Annotated in this window: 20 protein-coding genes; 7 read left to right on the top strand and 13 right to left on the bottom strand. The window is 71.4% G+C overall.

Annotated elements, in window-relative coordinates:
• Nucleotides 1–52: 52 nt before the first annotated feature.
• The 8 genes from CU254_RS41225 to ligD form a co-directional block, all read right to left on the bottom strand.
• Entirely contained in the window at nt 53–895 is an 843-nt protein-coding gene (locus CU254_RS41225; protein WP_009086224.1) for an SAM-dependent methyltransferase, read from the bottom strand.
• A gap of 273 nt (nt 896–1,168) precedes the next feature.
• On the bottom strand, nt 1,169–1,390 hold the full coding sequence (locus CU254_RS41220; protein WP_037719209.1) for a hypothetical protein: 222 nt from the start codon (nt 1,388–1,390) through the stop codon (nt 1,169–1,171).
• Between the two features lie 456 nt (nt 1,391–1,846).
• Nucleotides 1,847–2,620 carry a site-2 protease family protein gene (locus CU254_RS41215; protein WP_009086226.1) on the bottom strand — a complete coding sequence of 258 codons (774 nt, stop codon included), beginning with the start codon at nt 2,618–2,620 and terminating at the stop codon, nt 1,847–1,849.
• Nucleotides 2,621–2,972: 352 nt separating this feature from the next.
• Nucleotides 2,973–3,431 (bottom strand): hypothetical protein, encoded by a 459-nt coding sequence (locus CU254_RS41210; RefSeq protein ID WP_009086227.1) that lies wholly within the window; start codon nt 3,429–3,431, stop codon nt 2,973–2,975.
• A gap of 89 nt (nt 3,432–3,520) precedes the next feature.
• Nucleotides 3,521–3,967 carry a hypothetical protein gene (locus CU254_RS41205; RefSeq protein WP_009086228.1) on the bottom strand — a complete coding sequence of 149 codons (447 nt, stop codon included), beginning with the start codon at nt 3,965–3,967 and terminating at the stop codon, nt 3,521–3,523.
• A 182-nt stretch (nt 3,968–4,149) separates the two neighbouring features.
• Nucleotides 4,150–4,284, bottom strand: coding sequence for a hypothetical protein (locus CU254_RS44750; RefSeq protein ID WP_255409899.1), 135 nt, complete (start codon nt 4,282–4,284; stop codon nt 4,150–4,152).
• Nucleotides 4,281–6,968 carry a class III lanthionine synthetase LanKC gene (gene lanKC / locus CU254_RS41200; protein WP_050788554.1) on the bottom strand — a complete coding sequence of 896 codons (2,688 nt, stop codon included), beginning with the start codon at nt 6,966–6,968 and terminating at the stop codon, nt 4,281–4,283. The genes CU254_RS44750 and lanKC overlap by 4 nt, the downstream gene beginning before the upstream one ends.
• Nucleotides 6,969–7,593: 625 nt before the next feature.
• A complete protein-coding gene (ligD, locus tag CU254_RS41195) occupies nt 7,594–8,598 on the bottom strand; it encodes a non-homologous end-joining DNA ligase (protein ID WP_009086230.1) in 1,005 nt (334 codons plus the stop codon).
• 360 nt (nt 8,599–8,958) lie between these two features.
• Here ligD and CU254_RS41190 point away from each other — a divergent pair, with 360 nt between their 5' ends.
• Nucleotides 8,959–9,426 carry an NUDIX hydrolase gene (locus CU254_RS41190; RefSeq protein WP_009086231.1) on the top strand — a complete coding sequence of 156 codons (468 nt, stop codon included), beginning with the start codon at nt 8,959–8,961 and terminating at the stop codon, nt 9,424–9,426.
• Between the two features lie 76 nt (nt 9,427–9,502).
• Here CU254_RS41190 and CU254_RS41185 read toward each other — a convergent pair whose 3' ends face one another.
• The gene (locus CU254_RS41185; RefSeq protein WP_009086233.1) at nt 9,503–9,943 is read right to left on the bottom strand and encodes a cold-shock protein; all 441 of its coding nucleotides are present in this window, start codon (nt 9,941–9,943) and stop codon (nt 9,503–9,505) included.
• Nucleotides 9,944–10,046: 103 nt separating this feature from the next.
• On the bottom strand, nt 10,047–10,466 hold the full coding sequence (locus CU254_RS41180; RefSeq protein WP_037719215.1) for a hypothetical protein: 420 nt from the start codon (nt 10,464–10,466) through the stop codon (nt 10,047–10,049).
• Nucleotides 10,467–10,595: 129 nt separating this feature from the next.
• Between CU254_RS41180 and CU254_RS43870 the strand changes: the two genes are divergently transcribed.
• Nucleotides 10,596–10,988, top strand: coding sequence for a hypothetical protein (locus CU254_RS43870; protein ID WP_199786464.1), 393 nt, complete (start codon nt 10,596–10,598; stop codon nt 10,986–10,988).
• Nucleotides 10,989–11,328: 340 nt separating this feature from the next.
• Here the strand turns inward: CU254_RS43870 and CU254_RS41170 are convergent, their stop codons facing one another.
• Nucleotides 11,329–12,936: a DNA polymerase Y family protein gene (locus CU254_RS41170; protein ID WP_234392918.1), complete on the bottom strand. Its 1,608-nt coding sequence runs from the start codon at nt 12,934–12,936 to the stop codon at nt 11,329–11,331.
• Between the two features lie 176 nt (nt 12,937–13,112).
• Here CU254_RS41170 and CU254_RS41165 point away from each other — a divergent pair, with 176 nt between their 5' ends.
• The gene (locus CU254_RS41165) at nt 13,113–13,349 is read left to right on the top strand and encodes a hypothetical protein (protein WP_037719219.1); all 237 of its coding nucleotides are present in this window, start codon (nt 13,113–13,115) and stop codon (nt 13,347–13,349) included.
• A gap of 103 nt (nt 13,350–13,452) precedes the next feature.
• Here CU254_RS41165 and CU254_RS41160 read toward each other — a convergent pair whose 3' ends face one another.
• Nucleotides 13,453–14,163: a hypothetical protein gene (locus tag CU254_RS41160; RefSeq protein WP_037719221.1), complete on the bottom strand. Its 711-nt coding sequence runs from the start codon at nt 14,161–14,163 to the stop codon at nt 13,453–13,455.
• Nucleotides 14,164–14,362: 199 nt separating this feature from the next.
• A complete protein-coding gene (locus CU254_RS41155) occupies nt 14,363–14,737 on the bottom strand; it encodes a hypothetical protein (RefSeq protein WP_158688153.1) in 375 nt (124 codons plus the stop codon).
• A 1,088-nt stretch (nt 14,738–15,825) separates the two neighbouring features.
• Here CU254_RS41155 and CU254_RS41150 point away from each other — a divergent pair.
• The 4 genes from CU254_RS41150 to CU254_RS41135 are packed head-to-tail and all read left to right on the top strand — an operon-like array spanning nt 15,826 to nt 18,890.
• On the top strand, nt 15,826–16,500 hold the full coding sequence (locus CU254_RS41150) for an SAV_915 family protein (RefSeq protein ID WP_159396492.1): 675 nt from the start codon (nt 15,826–15,828) through the stop codon (nt 16,498–16,500).
• A gap of 10 nt (nt 16,501–16,510) precedes the next feature.
• Nucleotides 16,511–16,855 carry a hypothetical protein gene (locus CU254_RS41145; RefSeq protein WP_159396491.1) on the top strand — a complete coding sequence of 115 codons (345 nt, stop codon included), beginning with the start codon at nt 16,511–16,513 and terminating at the stop codon, nt 16,853–16,855.
• Between the two features lie 26 nt (nt 16,856–16,881).
• Nucleotides 16,882–18,117, top strand: coding sequence for a hypothetical protein (locus CU254_RS41140; protein WP_009086244.1), 1,236 nt, complete (start codon nt 16,882–16,884; stop codon nt 18,115–18,117).
• Nucleotides 18,114–18,890, top strand: a complete 777-nt coding sequence (locus CU254_RS41135; protein ID WP_009086245.1) for a hypothetical protein — start codon at nt 18,114–18,116, stop codon at nt 18,888–18,890. Before CU254_RS41140 ends, CU254_RS41135 begins: the two co-directional genes overlap by 4 nt.
• The last annotated feature ends 120 nt before the right edge of the window (nt 18,891–19,010 follow it).

Raw genomic sequence — 19,010 nt, 5'->3', positions numbered from 1 at the left:
CTGACCCGGACATCGCGCGTCTTCCGCACGCGACGATTGGCTCGTTGTGCTGTCAGGGTTTCTTCGCCACGCCGGCCGCCAGGATCCGCTCCGCGACCGACAGGTCCCCCGGAGGGCCGTCCGGCCACCAGCGGGCCGCCAGCTCGATGTCCGCCGGTTGGTTCGGTCCGCTCGGAATCAGCTCCGTGCCGTGGAACAGCTCCTTGATCTCGGCGCGGGTGCGGGCCGTGACGTCTTTCATGCTGGTGCCGTGGACAACATCGAGCACCTCCGCCACCGTCCGGTCGTCTTCGCTCCCGTCGGCGGGGTCCAGCAGGTGCGAAATGGCCACGTAGGACCCGGACGGGAGCTGGTCGATGAGCACCTGCGTCGCCGCCGCCGCACGGCCGCGGTCGCCGCCCCCGTCGTGGTGCAGGACCGCCATGAACAGCAGCGCGATCGGCTCATCCCAGTCGAGGTGCTCGGACACCGTCGCTTGCTCGAGAATGCTGACCGGGTCGAAAACGTCGCCCTGGACGAACTCGGTGAACTCGTTCTCGTCGAGCATGGCCCGCGCATGCGCGGCCACCACCGGGTCGTAGTCGACGTAGAGCACTTTCGTCTGCGGGTCCGCGCGTTGCACGATCTCGTGCACGTTCTCCGTGCCCGGCATGCCGCACCCGATGTCCAAAAACTGCTTGATGCCGGTGTGGTGGCTCAGGAACCGGCAGACACGGGTGAGCAGATGCCGGTTCACCCGCGCGAGCGCCGCCACGTCCGGCATCGTCCGCGCGACCTGCTCGGCGACCTGCCGGTCGATCTCGTAGTGGTACTTGCCGCCGAGGAGATAGTCGTACACCCGCGCGACGCTCGACTGTTCGGGGTCGACCCCCGGCGGCGCATCTCGTGGGTCCACGACGCGCACCTCCCCGCACACTGGCACTGTGATCCAAGCCGCACCGAGAGTAGCGGTCCGGGGCTGCCGACGCGAAAACACCCTGCCAACAACTGCGCAGCCGATCCTGTCCTCGGCCCGCGCAGGGCCCGCACCGACCTGTGCGCAACACCTGCGGGCGGAGCTCATCCGCCCGTCGGAACGAACACCCGCTGGCCTGGTCGCATCCCGGCGCAGCGGGGATAGAACGACGCACGACGGCGCCCCGGACCGCCGGTTCGTCGCCGCAGCCGACTAGGGCTGAACGCGGACGCCGACCGGGAACGGCCCGCCGGTCGCGAGCGCGGCCCACGCCGAGAACGCCGCGCCCCAATGCGCCTCGGGGATCCGGTTGCAGTCGACGTAATGGTCGAAGTCGGCGAAGTCGCTGTGCAGGTGCGCAAGGCATTCCGGCGGCCCGGGGCAGACCGAGTGCGCGGTGGGGAACGCGCCCTCCCGGGCGCCGGTGCTCGTCATCGCCTGCGGATACCCTGTCCCATGTGGACTAACCGCAGCCTGCGCAAATGCAGCGCCGCAAGACTTTTCGAGGTCGGGCGAGCAGATCGCCGGGTTCCTCGATCCCGGTTGGAGACGTCGGCGGCTGTGCGCACCGGGTCGAACGATGCGCGGTCGAGCAGCTCGTCCTCGCGCTGCCGTGCGGCGAAAGCCCGGACCTGGAACTGTACGAACAGGCCCGGGCTCTGACGGGACCGGCCTGTCTTCGCGCGGCGTTCGCTCTGTCTCCGCTGCGCTGTGGGCGAGGTCCGGCGCACCATGAGGGACGCGGAGGCAGGTGAACGCGCGAGTTCGGGTCTGGTGGGGTCGGTCGTTGCGGCTCGCCGCGGAACGAGATGTCGACGGTCGGTTCTTGGAGCGAGGCGTCCTTTGGGCTTTCGTGGTTCGGTCCGGCCGGCAGGGCACTGCTGGTTTCGGCTATGTCCAGAAGCGGAACAGGTGCCCGCCGAACACTGCGAGTTGCTGGCCTCCGCCGAGCTGTTCGAACACGATGCCGGCGGCGGCGGAGAATGCGTCCCTGGCGGCTGGGACTGCGATCAGGATGGCGAACAGTGCCAGGGGTGCCCACGGGCGGGCTTTGGCTCCGAGCTTGCGGGCCTGCGGCGGAAGGTAGGGCTCGAGGGCGCCGTATCCGTCCAGTCCCGGGATGGGCAGGATGTTCAGGACGAACGCGAGGACTTGGACCAGCGCGAGGTAGGACAGTCCCATCGCGAGTCCGGTCGGCATCGGCACGATCCGGATCGTGATCGCGAGAGCGGCGCCGAGCGCAAGATTGGTCAGCGGGCCGGCGAGGGACACCCACATGGCTGTTGCCCTGGTACGCAGCGCCGAGGTGTTCAGCCAGACGGCGCCGCCCGGCAGCGGGATGGACCCGATGGCCAACAGCAACAGGGGCAGGACGATCGACAGGACCGGGTCGGTGTAGCGGCGGACGTCCATGGCGAGATATCCCTTGGCCGCAACGTCGTAGTCGCCGCCGCGGTAGGCCACAACAGCGTGGCCGAATTCGTGCAGGGTCAATGACACTGCCCATCCGGCGGCGACCAGCGTGAAAACCCCGGCCACGAGCAGCGGATCCCGGCGGCCGGTCAGGAGCGGCAGGGGGTCGCCCGCCGCTGCCAGGGCGCCGCCGGCAGCGGTCAGGGCCAGCAAGCCCAGGAACACCGGACTCGCACGTACCTGCCTGGACATCCGATCACACCTTCCATCGCCGGCCCTGGGCCGGGCATCGTCGATGCACCTTTCGCGAGCCAGCGTGACGGGGGCACCGGTTCATTCACAGCTGGTGTTTGCGCAGGTCTGGTCCTGCTGAGACCGGTCAATGGACTCGCCCGTTGATTCCGAGATTTCCGCGCCGACGCGCTCCGGTCCGTAGAACGTCGCGGTGTAGATCACCGCGCCGTCGCGAGACCGTCCGGATCCAGCAGCCGTTACCGCCCGTGCCCGCGTGATCGGGCTGGTGTCGCCGTCGACGAACGCGTTGCAGCCGTGGTGAACGTCCAGTGTGGTGCTGTAGCGCGGTACGGCCCGGTGGAATGCTCGGTCATGTCGGGGTGCCGCCCGCGGAGCGGGAGCGCCGTGCGGGCTCGTAGCCGCCGATCGGGCAGTGAAAGTAGCGCGCGTCGCGCGGGCATTCCCACCTGGGCGAATCGCGCATCACCGGAGTCAGGGGGTGCTGATGGCCTGGGCATGCCGGAACTGTGATGCGGAGCATGTCGATGACGGCGTCCTGCAACCCCGAGGCCACGGCCATGAGGACGTGGTCGGGGTCGGCTTCCGCATCGATGCCGAACCCGTTCACCCAAGGCGGTTCTGCACTGCAGGCGATGAGAAGCCACGCCGGATCCTCCGGGGCGTCCGTTATCGTCACCATAAATGTGGCGGAATGGTCGCTGCCTTCCTCGCGAACATGTGCGAGGAGGTCTGAAAGGACGTCACGGCAACAATTGGCCGCAAAATCACCCCTTTTTTCCGCAGTGTCGTCCTTGGTGGCAACAAGCATGACCGCCTCTCTCGCTGATGCGGCAGACGCGGAAGCTGCGCGCCTGCCGCGCCAGCTATGTTCCTCGATGACCGGCCCGGAACTGCAGCTTACCGCCGAACAACGAACGAGTCGTGGATGATGATCGTGCCGACGGCGCCGCGGTACATGAAATTCAGCGTGCCGTCGAGCGTGTACTGCGGGCAGTTTGTGTCGACAACGCTCGAGCCGTGGAAGATGTAATCAGCTGGCTCGACATGGTGCGAGCTGGCCACTACTTTTCCTTCGCAGCTCGTGACGGTGTTTTCGGTCACCGGTCCGACGATTCCTAACACGATCTGGGGCGCGATTCCGACACCCCATGCGTAGGTGAGGTTCGGTGTGTCGAAGCTGACTCGTCCGACGAATCGGCCTCCGTCCGTGTCGTGGATGAATTCCGGGTTCTGCGGGGTGTATTCGTGCGCCTGTTCTGCGGCCCGGGCGGGCGCAAGGAAAGCCGTCAAGAGCCCGGCTACGAGGGTCGCCAGCACAGCTGTTCGTTTCAGGAAGGCTCGCATTGTGTGTTCCTCCGTCGTTCGCGAGTTGATCAGCGACGGTCGGCCGAGGGGATGCTCGAGCCGGGTGTTCGGTGATGCAGAGATGGCAGAGGGCGGCGAGGATCAGGCAGCGCCCGGTGCGACGCAGCGGGCGCGCTGTTCCCCGCCGCCGGGTTCGCCCATCAGCACGAGAGCGGGGTGTTCTAGTGGCACCAGCCGCAGGTGAAGGTGCTGTCGTTGCAGATCAGGATGCTGCTGAAGGAGCCGTCCTGTTGCACGGCCATGTCGTCCTGGTCGTGGGGCAGGGTCTGCAGGTCGTAGAGGTTCACGGTGGTCACCTCCTTTCCTGTGGTCGGGGGTTCGGGTATCCGTGCTGCCGCGGTGCGCGGTCGGCGCGGAAGTCGTCGGGCAGCGGGTCGTTCCACGGGGCTGCCGGTTCGAGGAAAGGGAACGCGGCGGCATCGGCGTGCCAGGTGCTGTGGAGTGCGAGCAGGATCCCGGCGGTGCCGGTGGCGAGGTCGGTGGAGAGGCGGAGGAGGTAGTCGCCGGGGAAGGCGATTTCTCCGTCGCGGTCGAGGGCGTGCCAGCCCAGCGCACGGGTCTGGTCGGCGACGGCCCCAGCGGAGCCGGGGGTCGTGGCGCGGGCGAGGGCGGCGATCATGCCGGCGCGGCCGGTGAACAGGCCGGAGTGGGAGTGGTAGCCGGAGCCCAGCGGCCGGGCGATGGCGGCGACGGCGGCGGTGAGGCGGTCGTCGGCGCGGTGGGCGAGGTAGCGGTTGAGGACGAGGGCGATTCCGGCGATGCCGTCGGCGAGGTACATGCGTGGCCGCGGCGTGCGCAGCGCCCAGCTCCCGGGCGCGGGTTCGAGGCTGGCGTGCAGGTCGAGGTCGAGGGCGGCGGCGGCGAGGTCGAGGTAGCCGGTGTCGCCGGTGTGCTCGAACATGCGGATGAACAGCAGCGCGGGTCCGCTGGCGCCGTGCATGAGCCCGATCGGGCCCGGGCGTGACGGGCTGGCGAGTGGGTCGGCGAGGCGGCCCGCGACCGCGGCCGCGATGTGGGTGGCGGCCTCGCGGGCGGATGCGTCGCCGCTGCGGGCGGCGTAGTCGGCGAGGCTGAGCGCGATGCCCGACAGGCCGTCGAATAGGCTCAGGTTCTCGGAGCGGGGGTTCGGCGGGGCGCTGCGGTCGAGGAGGTTCGCCGCGGCGGTGCGGTGGCCGAGCCGGTCGAGGGCGAACGCGATGCCGTGGGTTCCGGTGCAGAACCCGGCACCGGTGCCGGGGTCGAGTCGTTGCGTGCGGCGCAGGAGCCATTCTTCGTGGTCGGCGGGCACGGGGCTGCCGCTGGCGGACAGGGCGTAGAGCACCCCGGCTGCGCCGTAGGCGATGCCGAGGCCGCCTGAGGGGGTGAGGAATTGCTGGATGTCGCCGGGGTAGAGCCGGTCCTCGCGTCCGGGGGTGGCACTGGCGATGACGGCCGCGGCGAGCGACCGGCGCAGCCGCGGCCACGACCCGTGCAGTTGCTCCCATCGTCGAGCCGGGTCCGGCGGGACCGCTGCGGCTGCATCGCCTGCGGACGCGGACACTGCCCGGTCGCCCGTGGTGGTGATGGTGGCGACGGCGTGGTCGAGGAAGCCCGGCGGGACGGGGAAGCGGGCTCGGATCTGGTCGGCGAGGGTGCGGGCTTTGCCGGGGTCCTGGTGCAGGAGCGCGGTGAGCGGCAGGAACAGGAACAGCCGCAGGCAGGCGAGGGCGTAGTCGTCGACGGCGGTTCCGCGCCGGGGCTCGCGCGGCGCGAAGCCGGGGTTGCCCATGCTCGGCCGCCGGTTCTCCGCTGCCGGGGCGGAGACCTCGAAGTCGATCAGCCGGACCGTGCCGTCGTCGGTGACGAGGATGTTGAACGGGTGCAGGTCGCCGACCACGATGCCGCGGCGGTGGATCGCGGCGATGGCGGCCTCGACCGCGTCGCAGATCGCGACCGCCCACACGGTGTACTCCTGTGCGCGGTCCGGGGTCAGCTCGTCCGCGATCAACGGGTTGCGGGTTTTGAACGCGGTGCTCAACGGCTGGCCGTCGACGAACTCCTCGACCAGGAACTCGTGCTCGGCGACCGAGAAGTAGTCCAGGCAGCGCGGCACGCCGGGCAGTCCGCTCAGCGTCCGGAGGATGTCGCGTTCCCGGCGCAGCCGAGCGACGGCGTCCGAGCGGTCCGGTGCCAGGCCTGCGTGCGGGCGGGCTTCCTTCAGCACGACCCGGTCGCCGCTGCGGGTGTCGCGGGCGAGGTAGACGCCGCCGCCGTTGGAGAAATGCAGCGCCTGCTCCGGCGCGTACGGTGTGCGGTCGAACGCGGCCGTGTCCCGTGCCGCCAGGGCCGGTCGCAGGAACTCGGGGATCTCCACCCACTCGGGCACGGTGAACGCCGGGGCACGGCGGTCGGGCACGAGCGTGCCGTCCGGGGCCTCGATCGCCGGTTCGCGTCCGCCGTCGGGAGTCTCGAGGAATCGTCTGGCGAATCCGCCGTAGCGCACGTACAGCGGCCCTTGGTTCCACCGCAGATCGCTCAGGACGTACGGACCGGGTTCGCCGCCGATCACCGCGTCCAATTCTTCCAGCACTGCCCGCAGTTGGAGTTCGCCGGCCGGGTAGAGGGTCGCGAATTTGCCGCTGCCCCCGCGGTCGGCGTACTTGACGTTCCGCATGAACAACGCCGCACGCCCGGTCAGATACTTGAACGGCACCGACCGCTCCACGCAGTAGTCCCAGACCGCGTCCAGGACGGTGTCGGCGTTGTCCAGGCACGCGGACACATGGATTTTCCATCCCTGGCCGGGAATCGCCGCGGCCCGCGGCGACAGCATCACCCATTCGTCGCCGACCTCGCGGAGCCAGCCGTCCGGCACCGCGCGCGCTGACACCGAGAAATCCGCGGTTCCGTCGAGGCTCACTTTCTCCGCCGCAATGCGCCGCGGAGAGTCGTAAAACGTCGGATCCGCCGCGCAAAAGGCGTCGTAAAGCACGCCGACCATGCCCCTCCCCCTCCACAAACCCCTCGGCCGGCCACTGCCTGCGTGTCCCGCCAACTCAAAGCAGGCAAGGGCTGCGCTCCGCCGAACGAGATTCCTCCGCGCCCCCGGCGCGGCCGCTCCGCATGTCTACCAGGCCGGGTTTCGACGGGCAAAGCTCGCGGGAAAATATCCCCCGAAACAGTACCTCGACACAGGCAAAGAATCCCTCGAAATATGTCACCCTAAATGGGTAGGCCATTCGAGTTAGCGATTGTCATCGCACGCAGAATGAGCTGCGCGAAAAGTCGCATCGTCCGTGCGCGGGCAGCGTTTCCAGCCATCGTTGGGAGGGGAGGGCGACTGGAGTGGCAGCTTTCGATCCGACGGAACACGGATCTTGAACACAGCGGCCACGCCTCCGAACGCCAGCTGGCGGTGCCGCAGCCCGAACCGTGCCGGAGAGGGTCATCAGGTCGGCTTCGGTGGTTCCGTCTTCGCCGGCGCGGGTGAGACAGGAGCGACGCAGGTCGTGCAGGTCCCAGCCCGCCGGTCGCGGTCTGCGTCGCCGTAGAGGTGTTTGTCCAGGTTGGACAGTGCGAGTCGGCATTGTTCAACCTGGACAGTGGTCTTCCGGCCTGCCATGACGTCACCTGCCGCGGGTGGGTTCGGGGGTTCGGACGTCGGCGGCGTCGCGGTCCGGTCGTTCTCCGCGCCAGGCTGTGTGGCGCAGCCGTCCGTCGGGGGTGAATTGCCGGTAGACGACGTCGCCGACGAGGACGGGGCGCACCCATCGCGCGCGGGCGGCGTCGGCGCGCGGGATCGGCCGGGCGAACGGGCTGTGCGACTGTTCGAGGGTGGCGAGGCGCTGGGCGAGGTCGGCGCGGGCGGCGTCGGACCAGCCGGTGCCGACGTCGCCGACGTACACCAGGTCGCCGGTGGCCGGGTCGTGCGCGCCGAGCAGCAGTCCGCCGAGCGTGCCGTCCAGGCGGCCTTGGCCAGGGCGCCAGCCGCACAGGACGACCTCGGCGGTGCGCACAAGCGGGTGTTTGAGCCAGGCGGGGCTGCGACGGCCAGGGGTGTAGGGCGCGGCGCGCAGCTTGCACACCAATCCTTCGAGCGAGGTGTCCGCTGCGACGTCCAGGAGGTCGTGCGGGGTCATGCCCTGAGCCGAGAGATCGGCGTGGGAGTAGGCCGGGGTCATCGCGGCAGCGAGACCGGCCGGGATCTCGAGGCCTTCGAGGATCGCGCGGCGTTCGTCGTAGCTGCTGCGCAGCAGCAGGTCGTCCCCGAGCTGCAGGAGATCGAAGACGAAGTAGGCGACCGCGGCCGGGCGGCGGGCGGCGTTCTGCAGCAGCGAGAAATCCGGACGGCCCCGCTCGTCGAGGGCGACGATCTCTCCGTCGAGCACCGCGCGCCTGCCGCCGAGCACGTCGGCCAGGACGCCGGACAGCTGCGGGAAGCGTCCGGTGAAGTCGTTGTTGTTGCGGCTGGTCAACGCGCCGGTGCCGTCCGCCGCGACACGCATGATCGCCCGGTAGCCGTCCCACTTGAACTCGTAGGCGTAGCGGGGATCGTCAGGCAGGCGCCCGCGGTCGGAAGCGGCCAGCATCGGCTCGATGAAGCCCGGGATCCGCGAACGACCGGAGACCATCGCGCCACCTCCGAAGCCGTCGCCGCCGTCTGTCTCCTGTGGACTGACGGTAACCCGATCGGCCCCGTTGCGCTGGGTATGCGCAGGTCACGGGTGTTCCGTCGGTCGGTGCACTGCCATGGCCAGCCGAACGCGTCGCCGAGGACGCGCACGACGCGAAGCCGAGGGCATCGTGCCCGCTGGACGACGCCCTTTCCTTCGCCTCGACTGTCGAGCCGAAGGAAAGGCAGTTCAGCCCTGTTTCCGGGGTTTCCTGTTGCCGTCGGAAACGGTCAACCGCTCCCGATTGCGCCCATCGGGGGTGAAGCTTGGGGCTAACCCCGGAACACCGGGAGAGGTTGCAGAGCAAGGAGTTTCGTCATGAAGGACACCACTGTGGACAGTTCGCTTGTCGAACAGCCGACGGGCGATCCTGTTGACCACGCGGCAAACCTGGTCGTGGCGACCCGTGACCGCCGGGTGCTGCTGGCGGTGCGCGACCGTGCCCCGTTCGCCGGGCTCTGGGGCCTGCCGGGCGGGGTGTGCAAACTGGGCGAGGCCACCGACCGCGTCGCGGTCCGCCGGTGCAGGGAGAAGACCGGCCTCGACCTGACCGGCGCGCCGCTCGGCCCCGTGTCCTCGCGCGACGAAGGCCGCGACGCGTTCCGCCGCTACTGCACCGTGTCCTACGCCGTGCTGCTGGACTCGCCTGTGCCGGTGGAGGTCGGCCACGCCGTCCGCGCGGTGGCGTTCGCGCCGATCGCGGAAGCCCTGGCCCGGCCGATGCCGTGGGACCACGCCGACATCGTCCGCGAGGCGGTGCGCGCCCTGGGCGTGTCTGTCGAGTGACCGGCGCCGGCGGGTGCCGGGAGGGCCGGGCCCGGCACCCGCCTCGGGAACCGCTGCGGTTCTCGCGGCACGATGCTCATTGCGCCCTTCGGGAAGAGCGGGCGGCGGGCCTGGCATCCGCCTGCGGTTTGTCCTCGAACTCGACTCGTTGCCCGGACGTTATCGGTCCTTCGGCGTCGCGGGAGTCGAAGTAGACGTCTTCGCCTCCGTCGTCGGGCCGGATGTAGCCGTACCCGTCGCGGACGTTGAAGATCAGCACGGTGCCGCGCCTGGTGCTCGGGGAACCGGCTTCGGGTTCTGCTTCGACGGGCTGCTGGGGCGGCTCCTGCGCGGCAGGGACCGCCGCGAGCACCGGGGCGGCTTTCGCGAGGATCCGGCTGACCTGGTCGGCGGAACTGAGCCGACGCGTGCGGTACGCGGCCGGGGTGCCCAGCGAGGACCGTTCCAGCAGCCGAAGGAATGGACAAGGCGGTGCCGCAGATCGCGCAGCGCCTTGGCTTCCGGGGCGTCGCTCCATCGGAACACCCCGCGTTCCTCAAGCCGTTCCATTACCGCGTGGAGGTAGACCACGGTCGTCCGCATCCGCAGCCATTCGAACTCGGTGCGCTGTGCGTCGTCGCTCATGTTCCGCCTCGCTTCTTGCTCAGCGGCCCGCGTCGGCCGTCGTCGCGCTGGCGGGCTGTCGCGCGGAGCCGGTAAAAGTGGCCCTCCACCGCGCGTTCGGTGAGGTCGAGCGCGCGCCCGGCGTCTTCCTGGGTTTCGTCGAGCAGGAGGATCCGGCCGGCCAGTTCGCGCGTGACGGGCTTCATCGTGTCGAGGCAGTCCTTGACCCGGGCCATCCCGACGACGTCGTCGGCAGGGTCCTCGCCCGCGGCGGGGTGTTTGTCCGGGGAGAGCGCGTCCAGCTCCTCCACGACGACGCCGGGGCGATCTCCCTGTTCGGCTGCCCAGCGCTTGAAGACGCCGGGGAACACTCGCACGCACGCGCCGATGAAGAACGTCTTGAGCGAGGAGTCGAGTGCGGTCGCACGCCGGGCCACGAGCCTCCGCACCGGCCCGCGGACTTCGACGACGCGTCGTCGCGGGGAGCGGCCGCCGGCGGCCGTCGGTCGCGTCGCCGCGGATCTCGGCTCACTCCCGGCGATTTGGCGTACCGCAAGCAGCTCGGCGTGGCTTCCGACGAGCCGCTGCCCGCGGCGGCGGGTTCCACGCCCGCCGGGACGGGCGAGGCTCCGGCCCCGCGCCGGCGGTCTCGGCGCGCCGCCGGGCCGGTGCGGATCGCGTCGGGCGATCCGGTGCGCGCACAGCCTCGCGACAGCCAGGATCCGGCGGCGGTCTCGGGGCGGGCGGTCGCTCGGGCTGCGGGCGTCTGCGACGCTTGCGGCAAGCCGTACCCGCCGGGCGCGCGGCTGGGCCGGATCGGCGAGGGTCGAGGGCACGAAGCCTGCGCCGCGATCGCGGCCGAGACCGAGAAAATCCGGTCCGGGGCGACCTTCCGCAGTCGGCGCGCCTCGTCCTGGCGACGGGGCGCGGGCCCGGGAAAGACCCGCGACCGGTTCTGACGTCCGGCGGCGCGGGCGTCGCACTCGGGCGCTGCGGCAGTGCGCGCCCTGCCGCCCGCAGCGACTGCTCGCCGGCGTTCGACACCAGGATCGCCTCGGCGCGCACGCACTGCGTTGGGGGCCGCGTCGCGAGACTGCTTGACCTCGGGCGGGCTCTCGCGGGCGCGGCGTACTGCCTGGCGGCGGGCTTCGGCGAGGATCGCGGGCGCGGCTTCGGCGGGGTCGGTCACCGCGTCGTCGCCCGTCATGCTTTCGCCCCGTCTCCTGCCCACATGGCCCGGGTGCGGAATCCGTTGCGGAACCGGAAACTCGCCGGTCTGCGGCGGGGCAGCCGGGCGTGTCAGTCGTAGATCCCCTCCACCGTCCAGGACACGGACTCGCCGTCTCGGCCGATCTCGCCGGTCAGCAGCAGCGCGTCGTCGGCCTCGTCGCGCCGGCGCGGGGCGAGAGCGACTTGGATCCGGACGACGCGCCGGGAGCCGCGGGGGCCGATCCGCGTGACGACGGCCGGCCACGGCCCGGCCCAGTTCAACACGCGTCGCGGCGGGCCGGCGCCGACGACGACCGCGTCCGGCAGCTCGGTCAGGCGTGCGCGGGCGGTCCAGCCCACGGCGGCGCCGCTGGGGCCCAGCACCTGCGCGGGCCAGGGCTCCGGGGGCACGGTCGCGGGCGAGGGCGCGGGCAGGCGTCCCGGCCACGGCGCGTCGGGGTCGCCGTCGTCGTCGGGGAGATCGCCCCAGGGCACCAGGCGGACCTGTTCGGCGGGTCCGCGGCCGCCGCCCAGGACCGCGGTGAACACCGCGTCGGGGCCGAGGAGGCCCTGCACGCGGCCGATCGCGCGCGCGGCGCGGTCGTCGGCGTCCGGCACGACGCCCGCGGCGGGCAGGCTCAGCTGCAGCGCGCCCCCGGACACGGTCTCCGCCGGTTCGAGCACCAGCCCGACGATGCCGGAGGAGGGCCGGTCGTCCTCGCGGCGGCGCAGCCAGCCCTCGCACTGCCACCGCACCCGGTCCGTAATTCCCGAGGCGGTGAGGGGTTCGGAAGCGCGCCAGGTGCGGCTGTGTTCTTCTCCGGTCTCAGTCGTGGCGTGGATGGCGAGCTGGGTACAGGCCAGGCTGCGGTCGGCGAGGCGCACGTGCAGCTCGCTGCCCGCCGCTCGCGCGGCGAACGCGATCGCGTCGATCCGGTCGAGCGGGTCGTCCTGGAACGTCCGCCGTACCGTCAGTTCCGGCGGCGGCGTGCGCCGCGTCGGCGGACGTTGCGACAGGCCGCGCGCGAGCCGGTGTGCGAGGATGGCGTCCCGGGGGAATCGGCCCGCGACGTCGCGTTCGGCCAGCGCGGCGAAATCGCCGAGAGTCCAGAGTCCGAGCCGGTGCAGCAGGCTGACCAGCCCAGTGCGGTCGGTACCGGGCTGGCTGAGTTCCGTCAGCGGCAGAGGCTCGAGGAACGCGCGGGTGCCGCCGGGTTCGACGACGCGGCCGAGTCGCGCGGCGATGGTCGCGGCGAACAGTCCGTCCGCGATCCCGACTTGGCTTTCGACGCCCGCGAGCGCGGCGACCTGGTCGACGAGCTGCTCGGCCAACGCCGTCTCCGAGCCCGCGTACCGGGCGGGGCCCGCGACCGGGAGCGCGATCAGCCCGGGGCGGACGATCTCCAGGCCCGCGGCGACCGTTTCGACCGCGCTCGCGACAGCCTCGAAATGCCGGGCGTCGCGGTCGGGATCGTGCCCGAACACGGCCAAGGTCGGGCATCGGGACTGGGCTTCGCGCCGCCGCATCCCGCGGGACACGCCGTCGGCCCGTGCGCGGGCCGAGCAGGCGACCACCCGGCTGCCGTGGAACACCGCGGCCGCGGCGGTGACCGGAAGCCCCGCGGCCGCGACCGCCGCCACGACGGGCCAGTCCGGGCACCACAGCGCCAGCAGGCGCGGCGCGGCTGCATTATTCACCGGAGGCAACACTTTCTCCCGGTGCCGCAGCCTTGCGGAAGCGGCCTGCGCGCGCGGCGCTGCTCACCCGGGAAGCCGATGAGGCGGACCAGCCGGGGCGGTACGATCGGGACAGCGCAGGGCCGCCGCGCTGGGGGCGGGGACTCCGATGCTCGGGCGGCCGAGGAGCGGATGTCGTGGCCGCGCTGTCGTCAAACGGGATATGGCTGTGTGTGCTGGTCGTTGCCGGTGTCGTGGTGGTGTTCGCGCTGGCCGGCTCCGTGGCCGCCGCGGTGCTGGCGAAGATTGCGCGCTCGCCGCAGCGGCAGGTCGCCCTCCGGGTTCGCGTCCGCGCGGCTGCCTGGCTGCGGATCGAGATCGAGGCGGAAACCCCCCCGGACGGCGCCGTGCGCGCGTCGCCGGAGCGGTCGTGACGACCTGATCGGCGTCGGCGCGCGGCGGCGGGGATCGAGCCTCGAGCGACACAGCCTGCGGCGTCCGGGGATGTCCGGGGGTTCGTGCCCGGCGGGCCAGGGTTCACGGCGCGACCACCGTCATCGCCGGGCGGGCGGCTTGTGCCGGCGCCGTGCTCGCGGCTGCGATCGTTCCGCCCGCGCCGGGAAGCCGGACGGCCACCGCCGCCTCGGGCGCGCGGCGCCCGTCCCGGCGGATCACCGCTTCGCGATATTCGAACCGTCCGCGTCCGTCGGCGGCCGCACCGTGCCACCGTCCCGGTTCGCAGCGCAGGCCGAGGTCCGCGCCGGGCCACGGCCCGGCCGCGATCAAGACCGCGCCCCGGTTGCGGGCGCGGCGGGAAAACCGCGCCGCAGCCGCAGCGGAAACCGTGCGGCACAGCGCCTCCCCCAGCACGACGATGTCGAGCCCGTCCAGCAGCGCGCCCACCGCGGCGGCCGCGTCGGCGCCCGGGCGCGGCACCAGCACCACCCGTTGCAGCGCCACTCCCAGCTCCGCCGCCGCCACGACCCCCACCGAAGGGCACCCGACAAGCGCGGCCCACGCCCCGTTCGTGGTCGCCTCGGCCAGCAGGGCGAGCAGCAGCGACGTCGACCCGGCCACGGACACGGTCGTGCCGCGCCGGAGCGGCCCCAGCGCGGCGAGCGGGCCAGCCACCGGCAGCGTGCTGCCCTCGGACGCCGCCGACGCGCGCTCGCCGGCCAGCGCGGTCGCGGTGCTGACGCCGGGGATCGACGACAGACGCGCCAGCGCGTCCGCTGCGGCCGTGGTCACCGAACGCCTCCCCTGCTCCTCGACGTGCCGTTGCGCGATCTGTCGGGCGGGGAAGGCCCGGCAGACCCCTCGTGCGCTGCCCGGCCATCGCCCCGACAGGCCGCGGTTCCCGCAGCCGGACAACTCCGCCAGTGCCGATTCCGGCCTGGCGTACGACGGAAAGGTACGACACTCTGACACCGGTTGTCGAACATATGTTCTAGATGTCACCGAGCAGGATGAGCCGGCGCGGGAGCGGCTGCTTGTTGTGACGGATCAAGTTATCTGTCCCCTGATCACGGTTTCTGCCACTGGCGAGTCGTGGTCTTGGTGTCGATGGAACGTTCGCGACGAGGTGCGCCGGGGGCAGGGCGACGAGATCCCGCTGGGGCAGAGTCAAATCGCCCGCGGTCGGCTCCTGCCTCCCGCAGGCCGCCGTGACCGGGCCTCCTGTGCGGGTGGACTGGCGGCAATCGGGATGGTGCATCAGGAAACGGATGCTGACCGCCTTCCGCTCGCCCGTGGCGTTGACGAGAACGACGCGCCCGATGCGAGGCTCGGCCCGCTCGACAGTCCATTCCTGCCCGTCCAGCACCAGCACCTCCCCGGCCCCGAGGTCCACTCCCGGCGTCACCGCGCTTCGCCCGGTGCCATGACGATCAGGGCGCGGTCGCTCAACGGGGCGGCCAGGTCCGTGCCCGGCCGACGATGCCAGAGCAAGTGCAGCAGGAACGCCCGCGCGACCGCCGGAGCCCGGGTCGTCGCGCGAGCTCGCCGAACGCCGCTTCGTCGCGCGGCTCGATCCGCCCGGCTGGACAGACATCGACCAGCCACCGCCCCGACCGGGTCTCGACCACGCACGCATGCGACCAGCGGGTCCGCTCGACCGCGTCCATCGCGCCATGGAAACGCGCCCCGGTGACGCCCCCACCGCAGCGCAGCCACCGGCCCGCCGACACCACCCGGGAAGAGCGGTCCCGCACCTCCACGGCGCACCGGCATCGAGGGCCCCGTCCTCGACCGGGAGCGCGAAGGGCGCTGCCTCGCGGCATCGTTTTCGGTCCCTGCCGGTCCACCAGCCGGTGCGGGCGCGCCGGGCGGCTGGGCCCACACGATGTCGGTGGGGGCAACGCGGAGGACGCACGATGAAGGCGAAGGACCGGTCCGCAGGCGACGATTCTGCCCCAGGCCGACAGGGAACCGCCGCCGCGAGCCAGGCTATTCATTTATGCCATGTGAAATTCTCATGAGAGTTCCGTTCTGAATTGAATGACTTGCTCTGCGATTGCGTGGTTCGGGTGCGCGGTTGTTGTGCGCCTCGTGCCGTCTTGTTCTAATCCGGGAGTTGTTGCGGCGTCTCGGATTCGTCGTCGACCGCGCGGTTCGCTTGGCTTTCCAGGCGGCCGATCGGAGGTGTGCGGTCGTGTTTCCGGGGCCTGCTTAACGTTTGGCGTAGAGCCGTTCAGGCGTTTTGCCGGGGTCGTCGTTCGAATTTTCCGGAGAGGGGATCGGTGTGGCAGGCGGGGGCGCTCCCTGGTTTTTCCGACGCGTCGTCCGGCGCTCTGCCTCGCCCGCCCCGATTCGGTTTCGGCCCCCGCGCGGGATCGACGGAAGGGGATGCGCGGTGAATATGGCGAACGGGTGCACGGGGGCCGGCTCCGTGCGGGGGCGGCGGACGCGGCGGTGCGATTGAGCGCGGCCGATGCGCGGCGTGCGCTCGTGCGCGTGGACGACCTGCCCGAGAGGCTGCCTGAGCGGGTGTTCGTGCTGGCGGTGCCGCCGGAGGGGGATCGTCCCGCCGGTGTCGAGCTGCGGCGCACGGCGCGCAACGAGGTCGCGGTGGTCGCGTACTCCTCGATCCAGCTGCTGGCCGCCGCGTGCGGCAGCGGACAGCCGTGGATCCAGGTGCCCCGCGAGAGGCTGGCCGGGTTCTGCGCGGAGGCGGGGGTCGGCGTGGTCGTGCTCGACGCGGTGGTGGATCCGGTCCCGCGCTATCCCGACGCGCCCGAGGGTCGGGAGCAGCCGCCGCTGGACCTTGTGGATCCGGTCGGCGAGCAGGGCGGCTGCCTGTATGTGCCGTCGCGGCCGGTGCGGGCGGGGCAGCGGGTGGTCGAGCTGGAGCTGCAGCCGGATGCCGCGGGGCGGCTGTTGCTGCTGGCTTACACCTCGCCGGCGCTGCTGGCGGCGGGGTGCGGCGGGTTTCAGCCGTGGGCGGCGGTGCGCGCCGACGCGATCGCCGGCGTCGCGGTGCAGGCCGGCGCGCGCGGGGTGCTGCTGAACCCCGTGCTGGACGAATCGGCCCGGCACGCCGGGCCGGTCCGGGACTGGAATTCGCGATCAGCGGCCGGAGAGGACTAGAGGGATGGGAATGCCGTACGGGGAACGCGACGGCGGCTACAGCTTCACCGCCGGCGCGTTGGAGGGGATCGTCGCCCGGTTGCGCGACGGGGAACAGACGTTGGACGTCGCGACGTCCCGTGCGGCGCGGGGGGTGGACGCGGGTGCGTCGTCGGCGGTGGTCGGGCAGGCGGTGGCCGGGATCGTGAAGATGGGCGTCGCCGCGGCCGGGGCGATGGGCGGGGCGGCCGCGAACGTGCACGCGGCCAGCGGCGCCTACGACGACATCGAGAACAGCCATGCCGGGCAGCTGAAACTCAACGACCGCCAGGACTCCGACCCGGACGCCCGGCGGGAACTGCACGTCCACGGCTGACCACCGCCGAGAAAGGGGAGCCCGGCATGGGGCAGGCACTCAACACCACGGTCAACGGGTCGTCCGGCACCTGCGTCGCGGCCGCGGACTGGCTGCGGACCGTCGCCGACGCCGGACACTGCGCCGCCGGGAGCGTCCGCGACGCCCGCGCCGCGGCCGAGGGCGGCTGGTCCGGGCCGGCCAGCCAGGCGTTCCGCGACTCGGTGAACCAGGTCGACGTCGTGGCCGACGGGATGGGCGAGTGGGCCGCGCGCGTCGAGCGCGGGCTGCGGGATTTCGCGTCCTCGCTGGACGCCGTCGTGGCGCGGATGCAGGAAGCCCTGGCCAAGGCCGCCGCGGGCGGGCTGGAGGTCGACGGGCCGTTCATCGTCGAACCGCTGCCGGTGTCGATGCCGAAACCCGGCACCCCGGTCGAGGTCTGCACCCCGGGCGGCGCGCACCGCGCGATCGGCGTCTACCAGGGCGACATCGCCCAGTACAACGCGGCCGTCGCCGGGTACAACGCGAAAGCGGCCGTCTACAACGACTGCAAAGCCATCGTGGACGCCGCCCGCACCACCGAAGGCAACGCCCACGTCGCCCTCCGCGAAGCGCTCGCACCGCCGCCGGGCGGCCCGGACATCGACGCCTACAAGGTCGGCACCACCACCATCGCCCGCGTCAACGGCTACATCAGCTCCTTCGAGAACCCCCGCGCCGAAGCCCTGCTCAAAGCCCAGCGCGCCGAAGGCAGCGCCCAGTTCTTCGACAACTGGGCCCGAGGCACCCAGATTTCCATGACCGCCGCCGACAAGGAACTGCTCGCCTGGGCCGCGGAGCAGTCGCGCGACAACAAGACCGCCTACCAAACCCGCGCCCAGCAGTTCGGCCAGTACGTCGAGAAAGTCCCCGAGAAGCTGCGCGAGTGGATCGCCAAATACCCCGGCAAGGCGAAGTACCATGCCCTGCCCGACGAGGCAGGCCTCGGTCTCAGGACAGGCCAGAAGCTCCTCAAGGGCATGCCGTACGTCGGCAGCGGGCTGACGATCGCGACCGAGATCGTCAATGCGGCGACTGGCGAGCAGACCTGGGGCAAGGCGGCGGCGGACGCCACCGGCCTCATCGTCGGCGGGTCACTCGGCGCCGCGGCGGCCGGCGCAGCGGCCGGAGCTGTCGCGGGCGCGCCGCTCACCCCCGTCGGGTCGTTTATCGTGGGGACAGCAGGCGGCATCGCCGGAGCCATCGGCGGACAAGCCGTCGTCGATTGGCTGGTACCCGAATGACCGAAGACGCGCGCCACCCTGAGGCGGCCGAGCCGCTCTGGGAGCCGCTGGCATGGCTCGACGCCCTGCCCCCTCGCCCCGACCCCGAGACCGGAGAGCCGTTCCCTCCTCACGGGCTTAGCTACTTCCGCCGCGAACCCCGCCTCTCGCGCTACGACGATCCGACACGGGAAACGAAACTGTCGCGCCGGCCTGCTCCGCCCCCCGGATACGGGCCGGTGCTGGCCTGGCACCGGGAAAGCCGCGGAGGCAAGATCATGACCGTGGTCGTCGGTTTCGTCATGACCGTGGCGCTGGCAGCAGGCGTTTCCCTGTTCAAAGGAATGGGTCTCGACGCGTTGACGTACTGGCAGATATGGGTGTTCGTCGCCGTATTCACCTTCCTGACCACAAGCCCATTCACCCACATCACCTACGCGGCCGGAGCCGACTGGCTGGTGGTGGAGTTCTCCCGGTGGGGCAAGAAGAAACGAGCCTGGGTCGACCTGTACGCGCTGACGAAGATCGACGCGTCCTACGGCGGCACGACGTTCCACCTGTGGCTCTACAACAAAAAGGGCGGCTTCTCCCGCAGCACCGAGGAACTGCAGCGCGACCGCCGCATCTGGGACCTGGTCTACAACGGGATCCTGCACTCCGTCGCCAACGGCGCCCACGTCACCAGCCAGGCCATCGGCATCCTGCGACTGAACGAAACCCCGGCGCTGCGGCTCCGCGCCACAGCGAAACCCGACTCAACCGACGACCGGCGCAAGCACAGCGGAAACTCGTGAACGGCCGGCCGACCGTCTCGGCCGAAAGAGATCACGCGTCCGTCTCGCATGGATGGCGGGGGCTGCGGGGCGTTCGACCGGGACGGCTCGGCGGCCGGGGTCGACATCTGCATTTCCGTC

The sequence above is a fragment of the Amycolatopsis sp. AA4 genome, assembly GCF_002796545.1.
In the GTDB taxonomy this organism is placed as follows: Bacteria; Actinomycetota; Actinomycetes; order Mycobacteriales; family Pseudonocardiaceae; genus Amycolatopsis.
Note: the sequence above shows the minus strand (reverse complement) of the source record. Positions and strands in the feature narration are given on the sequence as shown.

What these genes read in the sequence shown, in the direction of transcription:
- CU254_RS41135 (WP_009086245.1), top strand. Translation starts at nt 18,114, where the DNA reads ATGACCGAAGACGCGCGCCACCCTGAGGCGGCCGAGCCGCTCTGGGAG.
- CU254_RS41190 (WP_009086231.1), top strand. Translation starts at nt 8,959, where the DNA reads ATGAAGGACACCACTGTGGACAGTTCGCTTGTCGAACAGCCGACGGGC.
- CU254_RS41185 (WP_009086233.1), bottom strand. Translation starts at nt 9,943, where the DNA reads ATGGAGCGACGCCCCGGAAGCCAAGGCGCTGCGCGATCTGCGGCACCG.
- CU254_RS41140 (WP_009086244.1), top strand. Translation starts at nt 16,882, where the DNA reads ATGGGGCAGGCACTCAACACCACGGTCAACGGGTCGTCCGGCACCTGC.
- lanKC (WP_050788554.1), bottom strand. Translation starts at nt 6,968, where the DNA reads ATGGTCGGCGTGCTTTACGACGCCTTTTGCGCGGCGGATCCGACGTTT.
- CU254_RS41210 (WP_009086227.1), bottom strand. Translation starts at nt 3,431, where the DNA reads ATGCTTGTTGCCACCAAGGACGACACTGCGGAAAAAAGGGGTGATTTT.
- CU254_RS41205 (WP_009086228.1), bottom strand. Translation starts at nt 3,967, where the DNA reads ATGCGAGCCTTCCTGAAACGAACAGCTGTGCTGGCGACCCTCGTAGCC.
- ligD (WP_009086230.1), bottom strand. Translation starts at nt 8,598, where the DNA reads ATGGTCTCCGGTCGTTCGCGGATCCCGGGCTTCATCGAGCCGATGCTG.
- CU254_RS41145 (WP_159396491.1), top strand. Translation starts at nt 16,511, where the DNA reads ATGCCGTACGGGGAACGCGACGGCGGCTACAGCTTCACCGCCGGCGCG.
- CU254_RS41220 (WP_037719209.1), bottom strand. Translation starts at nt 1,390, where the DNA reads ATGACGAGCACCGGCGCCCGGGAGGGCGCGTTCCCCACCGCGCACTCG.
- CU254_RS41215 (WP_009086226.1), bottom strand. Translation starts at nt 2,620, where the DNA reads ATGTCCAGGCAGGTACGTGCGAGTCCGGTGTTCCTGGGCTTGCTGGCC.